Annotated in this window: 7 protein-coding genes and 1 pseudogene; 3 read left to right on the forward strand and 5 right to left on the reverse strand. The window is 60.2% G+C overall.

What is annotated here, in order from left to right; translation table 11 throughout:
* Positions 1–126 precede the first annotated feature (126 nt).
* Both istB (JEY66_RS28545) and istA (JEY66_RS28550) read right to left on the reverse strand, forming a co-directional pair.
* On the reverse strand, positions 127–936 hold the full coding sequence (istB, locus tag JEY66_RS28545; RefSeq protein WP_016842034.1) for an IS21-like element ISBj11 family helper ATPase IstB: 810 nt from the start codon (positions 934–936) through the stop codon (positions 127–129).
* Entirely contained in the window at positions 933–2,447 is a 1,515-nt protein-coding gene (gene istA / locus JEY66_RS28550) for an IS21-like element ISBj11 family transposase (protein WP_026191872.1), read from the reverse strand. The genes istB (JEY66_RS28545) and istA (JEY66_RS28550) overlap by 4 nt, the downstream gene beginning before the upstream one ends.
* Positions 2,448–2,642: 195 nt before the next feature.
* On the opposite strand from istA (JEY66_RS28550), the pseudogene istA (JEY66_RS28555) reads away from it, so the two are divergent.
* From istA (JEY66_RS28555) to JEY66_RS28565, 3 genes and pseudogenes are all read left to right on the forward strand, one after another.
* Positions 2,643–3,890 (forward strand): annotated as a pseudogene (istA, locus tag JEY66_RS28555) (IS21 family transposase); the annotation flags it as partial.
* A 17-nt stretch (positions 3,891–3,907) separates the two neighbouring features.
* Entirely contained in the window at positions 3,908–4,684 is a 777-nt protein-coding gene (gene istB, locus JEY66_RS28560) for an IS21-like element helper ATPase IstB (protein ID WP_069279867.1), read from the forward strand.
* An 866-nt stretch (positions 4,685–5,550) separates the two neighbouring features.
* A complete protein-coding gene (locus tag JEY66_RS28565; protein ID WP_129964958.1) occupies positions 5,551–6,582 on the forward strand; it encodes a hypothetical protein in 1,032 nt (343 codons plus the stop codon).
* 86 nt (positions 6,583–6,668) lie between these two features.
* Here the strand turns inward: JEY66_RS28565 and JEY66_RS28570 are convergent, their stop codons facing one another.
* From JEY66_RS28570 to JEY66_RS28580, 3 genes are all read right to left on the reverse strand, one after another.
* Positions 6,669–8,132, reverse strand: a complete 1,464-nt coding sequence (locus JEY66_RS28570) for a hypothetical protein (protein WP_129964957.1) — start codon at positions 8,130–8,132, stop codon at positions 6,669–6,671.
* A 531-nt stretch (positions 8,133–8,663) separates the two neighbouring features.
* Positions 8,664–9,131: a tetratricopeptide repeat protein gene (locus JEY66_RS28575; protein WP_244620927.1), complete on the reverse strand. Its 468-nt coding sequence runs from the start codon at positions 9,129–9,131 to the stop codon at positions 8,664–8,666.
* A 612-nt stretch (positions 9,132–9,743) separates the two neighbouring features.
* Positions 9,744–11,324, reverse strand: a complete 1,581-nt coding sequence (locus tag JEY66_RS28580) for a type II and III secretion system protein family protein (RefSeq protein ID WP_018270911.1) — start codon at positions 11,322–11,324, stop codon at positions 9,744–9,746.
* Positions 11,325–11,568: the final 244 nt, after the last annotated feature.

Genomic DNA, 11,568 nt, shown 5'->3' on the forward strand with positions numbered 1-11,568 from the left:
GCGACGATCTGGGTCGGAAGAGCGCGGCGATCAGGATGGCGAGTCAGTGTCGCGGCGCGATGATGATCGCCGCGATGATTGTCGCGCGCAAGAGTTTTGTTTGCTTTGATTGTCGCGGAGCGTCAATCAAGCGAGCGTTTTTTGTGTCGCGTGCTCCGGTGGCCGCCCTGGACCACGCTTTCGCTCGAGGGCAGTCCGCCTGCGATAGCTCTCGACGTTCATCTCGACGATGGTGGCGTGGTGAACAAGGCGATCGATCGCCGCGAGGGTCATAGCTGGGTCCGGAAAGACCTTGTTCCATTCTCCAAAGGGCTGATTGGCGGTGATCAGCAAAGAGCGTCGCTCGTAGCGTGCGCTGATGAGCTCGAACAGCACACTGGTCTCGGCCTGGTCCTTGGTGACATAGGCAAGATCGTCAAGGATAACGAGATCGAAGCGATCGAGGCGGTTGATGGCACCCTCGAGGTTGAGTTCGCGGCGCGCCACCTGGAGCTTCTGCACGAGATCGGTGGTGCGGGTGAAGAGGACGCGCCATCCGTTCTCGATGAGAGCCAAGCCGATTGCTGCTGCCAAGTGACTCTTGCCGCCACCGGGCGGACCAAACAGCAGCAGATTGGCGCCCTTGTTCAACCAGCCGTCGCCGGCGGCGAGCGCGGTCATTTGCGCCTTGGAGATCATCGGTACGGCTTCGAAGTCGAAGCTGTCAAAGGTCTTTCCGGTGGGCAGCCGCGCCTCGACGAGATGGCGCTCGATGCGGCGACGGCTGCGTTCAGCGATCTCGTGCTCTGCAATGGTGGCGAGGAAGCGCGCCGCCGGCCAGCCTTCCTTATCGGACTGCTCGGCAAATTGCGGCCACAGCACCTTGATGGCGGGCAGCCGCAGCTCGTTGAGCAACAGATTGAGGCGCGCGGTGTCGACTACGTTGGTTGTGCTCATGCGGCACCTCCGATCTCGGCAGTACCGATGAGGCATTCATAGGTGGCGAGCGGTGCGAGGCGCACCACGACGTTCGGCATCTGGGCGGGATCCGGGGCGAAGTGAGTACGTAGCCGGTTGAGGTCGGGCAGCCGGCCGTCGTTCAGGTCGGCCGTGAGCTGATCGGCGAGTTCGGCCTCGCAACCGCGCTCATGGGCGAGTGCGAGGAGATCGACCATGATCCGGCAGGCCTTCTTGTCCGGTAAGCGTTTGCGCAAGACGTCGAAGGCTCGGCGGTAAGCTTCCCGGGGGAACAGCTGGTCGCGGTAGACCAGGTTGAGGAGCGCCATCGGCTTGCGCCGCAAGGAATGGATCACGTGCCGATAATCGACGACCTGATCGTGCTTGCCATTGGGATGCGGCCGCCCGCGCGGCAAGGTGAGGAGATGCGTGCCGCCGACAAACACGTCGAGGTGATCGTCATACAGGCGCACCCGCAGCCGATGGCCGATCAAGCGCGACGGCACCGTGTAGAACACCTTGCGCAAGGTGAAGCCGCCGGACGATGTCACGTGGACGATCACCTCTTCATAGTCCGACGTGCGGCGGTCCGGCAGATCCTGAAGTGCGGTACGTTCGCTGTCGATCCGCTTGGCGTTGCGGGCATTGCGGCGGCTGACGATCTCATCGATGAAGCCACGATAGGCAGCGAGATCGTCGAAGTCGGCGGTGCCACGCAGCAACAGCGCGTCGCCGACCGCCCGCTTGAGATGGCCATGCGAACTCTCGATCGCCCCGTTCTCGTGGGCGATGCCACGATTGTTGCGGGAGGGGCGCATGCCGTAATGGGCACAGAGGTCTTCGTATCGCCGCGTCAGATCGTCTTTGGCGTCGCGGTCGAGATTGCAAAAGGCGGCCGACAGGCTGTCGGTGCGATGCTCCCGTGGCGCTCCACCGAGTGACCACAAGGCATTCTGCAGGCCTTCGGCCAGAGCGATGAAGCTCTCACCGCCGAGCACGACATGGGCGTGCTCAAACCCGGAATAGGCCAGCCGGAAGTGATAGAGACGATGGTCGAGCGGCACGCCCGCGATCGTGACACCCAATTCGCCCATGTCGGTGAAGTCGGACAGGCCGCGCTGACCGGGTTCGTGGGTCTGCCGGAAGATGACCTCCTGCTCCTCGCCGTGGATCGCCCGCCAGGCCCGGATCCGGCGCTCCAGCGTGCGACGGATGCCGGCGCCGAGCTCAGGATGGCGTCGGAGCAACTCCTCGAAGATCGTGACCGGCCGCACACCGGGGGCGGCCTTCAGCATCGGCACGATCTCTGTCTCAAATACGCGGGCCAAGGGATCTGGCCGGCGACGGCCGCGAGGAGCCTTCTTCTGCGACGGAAGGCGTCGATCCTGCTCGATCCGGTAAGCGGTCGAGGTGCTGAACGACGCCTTGGCGGCGGCCACGGGCGGGCTATCGGTCTGACGGTACTTCATGTAGAGCCTCATTTGGTGATCGGTAATGTGTCGGCCTGGCACGCGAGTGATTCCTCTTGGCGGAAGAACCACTTGCATAACCAGCCGGCCGCGATCACCAGTCGGCGCGGTCCGCTGTGGATCGCGCCGACGCCGGGCTCGTAACTCCGGTCGGGCTACGCCCTCCCTGCGTCACGAGCCCGGCGTAGCCCTCTCATCATGGTCGACGCTCCACTTCCATCCTGTTCGCCGCGCGGCACGCTGACGCTGCTGTGGCAGGAATACCGGACGGCGCATCCCGACGGCTATGGTTACACGTGGTTCTGCGAGAAGTTTGACGCCTATCGGCGCCGGGCGAACCCGACCTTCCGTCATCGCCACGCGGCGGGTGCAGTGATGCAGACCGACTATGCCGGTCCGACGGTGGAGGTGATCGATCCGCAAACCGGCGAGATCCGTCAGGCGCAGATATTTGTCGCGGTGCTCGGGGCCTCGTCGCTGACCTTCGCTATGGGGAGCTTCGGTCAGCGACTACCAGATTGGATCGAAGGCCAGACCCGGGCCTTGTCGTACTTCGGCGGAGTTCCCAAGGCGATCGTCTGCGACAATCTGAAGGCCGGGGTCGTCAAGGCGTTGTGGTTCGAGCCGACGCTCAACCAAACCTTTGCCGCCATGGCCGAGCACTACGACACGACGATTTTGCCGACCCGCAGCCGCAAGCCGCGCGACAAGGGCAAGGTTGAAGGCGCGGTGCTGATTGTTGAGCGCTGGATTCTGGCACGGCTGCGCCATCGGCGGTTCTTCAACCTGACCGATCTCAATACTGCGATCGCCGGTCTGCTGGAGGAGTTGAACCATCGGCCGATGCGCCATATCGGCAAATCCCGCCGGCAGCTGTTCGAGGAGATCGAGCGCGCTGCGTTGACGCCGCTGCCGGGCGAGCCGTTCGAATACGCCGAGTGGAAAACGGCGAAGGTCCACCCCGATTATCACGTCGAAGTCGACAAGACCTTTTACTCGGTGCCGCACCGGCTGATCGGCCGTCGGGTGGACATCCGGCTCACCTATCGAGCCGTCGAGATCTTCCAGGATCACACGCGTGTTGCCAGCCATGTGCGCCGCTCTCAGCGCAGCGGCCATGTCACCGTGAACGAGCACATGCCCAAGGCCCATCAGCGTTATGCCAATATGACGCCGGCGAGCTTGATCAAGATGGCAGCGCGGATCGGCGTCAACGCCGCCACTCTGGTCGAGCGGATGATGCGTGAGCGCCCACATCCCGAGCAGGGTTATCGCTCCGCCATGGGGATCATCGCCCTGGCGCGGCGCTACGAGCGCGATCGGCTCGAAGCGGCCTGCGAGCGGGCACTCGTGATCAACGCGATCAGCTACTCCTCGGTGAGCGCGATCCTCAAATCCGGGCTCGACCGCGCGAGCCCTGCTGCCGCCTCCGTCAAAGCCACCCCCTCGCACGCCAACATCCGTGGTGGGGGCTATTATCAATGAAGGAAAGGAACATCGCGATGCTGACCCACCCGACCCTCGAGCAGATGCAGGCGCTCGGCCTTGCCGGAATGGCGGCCGCCTACCGGCAATTGGCCGAACAGGACAATGCCGCCGATCTTAGCCGCGACGAGTGGCTCGGCCTGATGCTCGATCGCGAAGCCGCCATGCGCGCCGACCGGCGCCTGACCAATCGGCTGGCCGCAGCCAAGCTGCGCTTCGTCGACGCCTGTATCGAAGACGTCGACTTCGCGTCCCGCCGCGGCCTTGACCGGCGCAACACCCTGCAGCTGGCGCAAGGCGCCTGGCTGAAAGCCCATGAGAACTTCATCATCACCGGCCTGACCGGGACTGGCAAAACCTGGCTGGCGTGCGCCTTCGGACGCCAGGCGGCCAGGCTCGATCATTCCGTCCTCTATTTGCGTATGCCGCGCCTGTTCGAAGACCTCGCCATGGCCCGTCTCGATGGTCGCTTCCCGCGCCTCATCGATAAGCTCGCACGTGTCCAGTTGCTCATCCTCGACGATTGGGGCACCCACACCCTCAATGACCAGCAGCGCCTTGATCTCCTCGAAATCTTCGAAGAGCGCTACAGGCGCAAATCGACCTTGATTACCGCTCAGCTGCCCGTCGCCCAATGGCACGACATGATCGGCGAGCCAACTATCGCAGATGCTATCCTCGACCGGATCATCCACAACTCCCACCGTATCGCCCTCGAAGGCGACAGCATGCGAAGGAAAAAAGCCGCGCGCCCCTTGACCGACGTCGAAAACAGCGAAACGAATACCAACTGACTTCAACAACCAGGCAACCAAAAGCCAGCGCCGCCATGCTGTCCGCGATTTAGCGAAACTGCTGTCCGTCAGTTAGCGAAACCGCTGTCCCGTTTTTGCGAAATACGCAATGCGTCCATCGATCAATCGATTCACTTTTTCGTCCCGCAACTATCCTCCCTGAACAACCCGCCGCGCAGCTGTTAGGCCAACAAGAACAGCACAATACCGCCGCCATCGAGATATTGCGCCCAGCTGACCGTGGTTCAGGAACCGCCCGGCGGCCCGCTATTGCGGCGATAGCCCAAACTTAAGGCCTGCTCGCCTTGTCTAACGTTTTCTGAACTGCCTCTTCTGGCGGAATTGTTCAGCCTTAGATCCCGTAAGATCACGGAGTCGGAAAAAAGTGGCAATTTGTATCGGCAGAGGTTCTCAACGACCACACGATGACGGACATCTGAAACGCGCCATAGACTCGGATCAAAGAGGCGACGGGGTGGACGATGAAACGCTTTGGGGCCTGCGCACTAGGAGGGACAGGTCGGTCGGTTGCGGACGGCCCTCTGCGGCGCGCTCAGCGTGGTACTCGTATTCATCTTTTAACCGATGGCCCTTTTTCTTCGATCGGGATTTGGCACTTTGAGAATGGGCCGAGTTGTCGCGTCCGCGTTCGTAATCGGGTGGAACTATCATGAGATGGGGTCAGCAAGACGACGACGGCCGCGCCCCAACATCTCTGGCCCGACGGCGCGGGCTCGCTAAGGTTCTCAAATACCAAATCCTCGGTTCAGGTCTGGTCGTATTAACTGGGTTCTTCCGATAGACTGGAAGACCGGATAGATCGAAGGTAATCTTCCAGGCCACGTGCGGTTGCCGGGAGGGGAAGATTGACGCGGTTTGCCGTGATGCCGCGGTGGTTTGCTGCGGCCATATTCTCAGTCTTCGCGCTCTCGGCCTTCGCTCTCTTCATTCTTGCCGAAGCCACACCACCAGAACATATCGGTAGTCCATATGGCGACGTAGACGCCTATCTTGATATTTTGAAGCTCATGCGTGGCGGCTCTGGGTATTATAAAGCTGTCCATGACACGCTTCTTGCGCATGGCTATGGCACGACGTCAGTGTTCAATTGGCGAACCCCGGCATGGCTCGAGTTGCTGGCGCTATTCCCATCCATCGCGTGGGCACAAGCTCTGCTAACGGGGGTGGCATCAGCGTCGCTGTTCCTCGCATATCGAATGGTTCGTGAGAGCGGAAGCTCTCTTCTTGCGTTGGTCGCACTACTCGGCATCGTTCCCAGTATTGCACTCATAGCTAGTCCTCGCGGCGTCGTGTTGAGCGAAGTAGTGGCTGGATTGCTGATTTTGTTTTCGATCGTTAGCTACGGAAACGATCTATGGGGTGCTGGCCTGCTGGCAGCATTGGCGGCGCTCTTCATCCGCGAACTCGCGGCGCCATATATCCTGATCTGCTTCACCTTCGCCCTCTACCACAAGAACTGGCGAGAATTTGCCGGCTGGGCAATCGGTCTCCCGGCATATTTCGTGTACTTCGCATGGCACTGGTTCGAGGTAATGCAACAACTAGGACCGAACGAGATATCTTACCCCGATGGCTGGATGAGGTTTGGCGGGTTCGGATTTGTCCTTCAGACTGCTCACTTTAACGGCCTCCTGGATCTGGCGCCGCTATTGATAACGGCCGTGCTTTTGCCGGCCGCACTGATGGGTCTCTTCGCGTGGCGCCACGGTCTAAGGGCGGCGATTACGGTAACGACCTATCTTTGCATCTTTGCCGTGGTCGGGAAGCCCTTCAACTTCTATTGGGGCGCGCTGTATACACCATTGCTCATGCTCGGGCTGCCATGGGCGGTTCCGGCGACGTATGAGGCGTTAGTACCAAAGAGGCCGGTCAACTAGCGGGACCATCTCGGCCCATCCTGGCCTGGGAGAAATGTGACCTAACAACAGCACGCTGTTCCTGACTTCACCGTCAAGGCAACAGGTCAGCGCGGCCGGCTGGCGATGTAGACGTCAGCGATCTTGGAATTCGCGACACGTTCGAGGCCCGGGGCTGTAACGGCGCTCGCGCAAGTACCGTGGATGTCGACGACAACGTTGAAATGATCGCGCCAATGAGCGATGACGTCGGCCTGCTCCGCCAGCATTTCAGTTTTCGACTGTGCAGTTTCCGTCAGCCATTCGGACTTCGCAATCGTCTGGGGTGCAGCCGCAACCGCTGGATCCCTTGCGCGCAACGGCTGCAGGCCCTGTCCAGCGAACAAGGTGTTAACCTGCGCACGGCGGTCGATGACCGCGAAGGTCGAGAGGTTGTATTCGAAGTGCAGGTCCGGATCACGACAATTGGGTGGCGTTACGGCGAGGACACTCGAACCGAGCGGAATGGCGGAGAACGCCGTCCTCATTTCGGCTGCATCCTCGTTGTATGACTTCCATGCCGGAATTAGCAACGCGAGCCGTGTACAAGCAAATGCGATGGCCGCTGCCGAGATAAAGCCGGTCAGATGCTTAGGCCCAGGGAAACGCGCGACGGTTGCGCTGAGCGCCAGGCAAACCCAAAGCACGACGAGGCGAGCATCAACAAAGTTCGCCGTGCCGATCGACGAAGGCGCAAAGGTGGCCAAGATGAAGAAGCCGAAGACGGCGTAGCGCGCCGGTTTGGCGACAACAACAAGGCGCGTGGCGAACAGTGCCAGGATCATCGCCGCCAATCCGGCGCCCCAAGGGATATCGTACGAGAGGCCGCTAAAGAAGGGTGCAACGAGTATCCAAAATTTTTGTCCCTCCAGTTGATAGGCGTTCTGCATCGGCGGCATGAACCAGATCAGCACCAATGCAACGGCGACATAAAGCGGAGACTGCAGAGCGCGCAGGAATGTCGCCCTGAACGACTCTCCGCAGCGCGGTGTCGCCTCTAAGAGCCCGAAAATAATGCAGAAACCCGCGAGCGCCATTAGGTGACAAAAGAACAACACGACCGCCGCCGCGTTGAGGATCAAGAGATCGCGTACAATCCGTCGGCGCTCGTTTCCTGCCCACCAAGCGAGTGCAATCAGAGCGATCCCGATGCCGATCCCATAGTTTACGAGTCCCACCGTCGTAACGAGGTTATAGCTGAGAACTGGCACGATGAGCATCGTTGGCGACGGTTTCTGCGCCCATGCACGATGCAACAACCAAATGCCTATTGCCGGCAGCCAGAACGACAGTATGAACGCGAGCCGTACGATGGTCTCGACGCTTAAAAGAGACGCCAACAACATATAGATGAGATCGATCCCAAGATTGGGAATCACGCCCCATTCGACGCGGTAAAAGGCGTTAAGCGGATCGGACACCGGCATAGCAAGAACGGTCAGCCGTGCCCAGTGATTGACGAGGTCAGCCGTGCGCGGGATCGGGAATAGCACCGGCAGTGTCATCAGCGCGAGCAGGGCGAAATAGGCCACGCGCATGTCGAAAACCGGAGGCCATTCCGCCCACCGTCTCGCTTTCATCTCTGCTTCCCTATGGAGTGATGCGGATCCAACGCTTACCCTGCGCAAATGAGTATGCCAACTTTTTCGGCGCCGTGCGCGAATCAGGCACTATTTGCTGTGATCGGTCCGACGAGCTTACACGAGCAAAAACTCGGCTATGCCGAGACGAGTCGCAACCGCCGGATCAAGGCTCCGATCTTCCACCACACGGCCTCGAGATAAATCAGGTGCGTGATCCCAAATGACAGCAAGCAGTCGCCCAAAATCATCATCATCACATACAGGCGGCGCCGGATGGAATCGCGATGGGTCCGACTGACGCCTGTGCCGTGGTGGGGCACGTCGGCCTGCCAAGCGTAGACTGCAGCTTGAAAAGGCGATCCATGAAACAAGCCAGATGAAAAAAGCGTCTGGCTGATTTTAGATCCAAAGCATTTTTAGCTTGTCTGAGCCTCCTTCCCCGGGGACACCTACATACAAAAATGGTTCAGCTTACCGAGGTTATGGTTGATTGTTCGGCGGCCTCTCAATGAACTTCCGGCTGCCGTTGAGAAGCTCGAGATTGTTGGCGATGACTGGATTACCCGGATCGAGCGAATACGCTTTCTCGAACTTTCGCCGTGCCGCGCCAAGGTTTCCGCGTAGCATGTAGGAATATCCCTGGTCGTTGAGGATCTGCACGGTCTCACCGCCAAGGCGGATCGCCTGCGCGTAGGCCTGATCGGCAAGATCGAAGCGGCGTATCCGATCATAGCTCGCCGCGAGCCCGACCCAGGCCGTCACGTCCTTCGGCGATTTCTCGACCGCGTCCTTGAAATAGCGCTGCGAGATTCCGTAATTGCCGCGGTTATAGTGCTCGAGCCCCATCCGCACTGGCTCGTCGGAGGGATAGTATTTGACGTCGGTCGGCTCCTGCACGGGATCGGGACCGGCTGGAGCGCCGGGCGCGACGACAGCGGCATCACGCACAGTATATTCTTGCACCGTATCGCAAGCCGCAAGGGCTGTGGCCACTGAGGCGCAAGCTAGCCAAACAAAAAGGCGCCGCATAACCGTTATCCCTGCCCCATAACTATACGCTCCAATATTGTTCCCACACTAGCAGAACGGGGTTGAAGACGTATTAGCGGTAGAAAAATAGCTATCTCGAACTCGTTACCGTTGGGCCGCGGCGCCTACGCCGGCCAAGCCAGCTCCAGTTCCGAAGTAGATGCTACTACCATTATTTGCATCCACTGCTGCTCCGATTGCACCCGCCGCTCCCATTGGGGGGTGCCCCAACCCTGGAGCATCCCCTCCGAACGCCGGCAACGGATCGCGCGGTTGGTTACCGAGACGATAACGCCTAATAGAGCCGTCGGTCTTCGCGGCCTGAGAGACGATCCGGCGATCGCCGACGTAGCTCGGCCAGGGATGGATCGTGTGGGTCACGGCATTGACCTGCTTCGCGTCCCCGGCACTTAAGGTGATGGTATCCGAACGCTGGAAATAACGGTCCATTTCGTCATTGCCGGCCAAGCCGTTACAAGCCCCGAGCGTGATAACTGCGAGTAACGCCGTGCATGTCATATCGGTCGTCCTTCAGTTGAGCGTTTTGACTACGGGCTGGTCGGTTGCAATCGCAGGTGGCGCAGATACCCGGACATCGGGGGCGATGATGTGCCCGTAGGGACCTTTGACGTCACCGCCGGAATTGACGTAGTCATTGTAGCGCTTCTTTACTTCCATCTGGCCGTTGAGGAAGAAGTCAACATCGTTTGCCGGCAATCGCGAATCGAGGGGCGACGCTAGAGTTTGCCCCGGGGCCGCCGGCGCGACCAGGCGCGGTGTCACGATCACCACCAGATCCGTCTCTTTCTGCTGATAAGATGCGCTTCGAAACAACGCACCGAGGACTGGCACCGAGCCGATCCAGGGCAACTGCTGGACATCCTGTGCGTTGCGAGTCTGGAGCAAGCCCGCAATTGCAAAGCTCTGACCGTCGCGGAGTTCAACTGTGGTCCGAGCGTTGCGGCTGGTCAATGCCGGGACGGTCGTTCCAGAGATCGTTACGGCATTGGTGAAATCGAGTTCGCTGACCGACGGCTCAACCCGAAGGTTGATCACGCCGCGCGATAGAACGGTGGGTACGAAGCCCAACTCGACGCCAAACTTCTTGAATTCGATGGTGGTCGTGGGAAAGCCGTTCGTAGTGTTAGAAGCTACCGGCACCGGAAATTCGCCACCCGCTAGGAAGCGTGCTGAATCGCCCGACAACGCCATCAGGTTGGGCTCTGCCAAGCTGCGCACCAGCCCCTTCGTTTCCAGGGCCTGCAGCAACAGATCGACCGAAGTGCCACTACTCGTTCTCAGCACGTTCGTTAAGAGGTTGCCGAACGGGGTTGCGCCACCTACGAGCCCTGACGCGAGCCCTGATGCGGTGCCTAGAACAGGAACACCTTGAGGGGTCCTCGCTGCCAGCGGTGCGCCGGCAGTTCCACTATTTCCAACCTGCGTGAGGTTGCCATTGCCGGCATAGAGGTTCACGCCAAGTTCTCGGCCAGCGGACCTAGCGACCTCGAGGAAGCGCACCTCCAGCATGACTTGCTGCGGCGCAGCCACATTCATGGCGTTAACGACGACGGACCCCTTCGGGACGCTGCCGGTGGCAATCGCCAGGGCTCGCTCGGCCGCGACCGCATCCGCGGCCATTCCACTCAATACCACCTGACCCTCCGCGGCCGAAACGCGAATTCCGCGCGTACCGGTCGACGACTGAATGTTCTGCTGCAGGTTGGCGGTATCGATCGCAACCTCGACGTCGAGGACGCCGATCTGCTTCATCGAAGCATCAAACAGGATAACGTTGGTGGTGCCGGTTTGCTTGCCCTGGACGTAGATCAGGTGGTCGCTGAGCGACTTCACGTCGACGATGTCAGGCGAGCCGGCGACGATTGTCGAAAAGGCCGCATCGACCCTGAAGGTGCGAGACTTGTTAATGGTCACCTTGACCCGCTGGACGTCGCTCATCTCACTGACGAAGACGCCGCCGGACGTGGCCCGCCGGTCTGCGGCTCCCGCGCGCTCCGTAGAACTGAAAAACGCAAGCGCCGCGCCAAGAGCCACCAGACTCAAGGCGAAAAGACCACGTTCCGCGCTACCCCAAACGCGACCGCCACTCATTTCGATCCCCTCCGCCGCAGATTCGCGGCTATCCCGTAAATTTACAGCCCCAGCGCTCTGAACACTCTCCTTCGCTCACTACGCCATGGAGCCTACAATGTGTCCGACTACAAATAGTTACCAATGAATACCTCTTCCGCCAGCCGCTAACGCGGCTTGAAGATCATCATCTGGTGCGCGCTCCGTTGGCAAGGCGAGACCTTTGCCGGAACGTCATAAGCCCTTAGAAAACTTCCCAATGTTG

Source organism: Bradyrhizobium elkanii USDA 76 (assembly GCF_023278185.1).
In the GTDB taxonomy this organism is placed as follows: domain Bacteria; phylum Pseudomonadota; class Alphaproteobacteria; order Rhizobiales; family Xanthobacteraceae; genus Bradyrhizobium; species Bradyrhizobium elkanii.

Bases quoted from the DNA above. Each gene is read 5' to 3' on its own strand.
- istB (WP_016842034.1), bottom strand. From the start codon at position 936: ATGAGCACAACCAACGTAGTCGACACCGCGCGCCTCAATCTGTTGCTC.
- JEY66_RS28580 (WP_018270911.1), bottom strand. From the start codon at position 11,324: ATGAGTGGCGGTCGCGTTTGGGGTAGCGCGGAACGTGGTCTTTTCGCC.
- istB (WP_069279867.1), top strand. From the start codon at position 3,908: ATGCTGACCCACCCGACCCTCGAGCAGATGCAGGCGCTCGGCCTTGCC.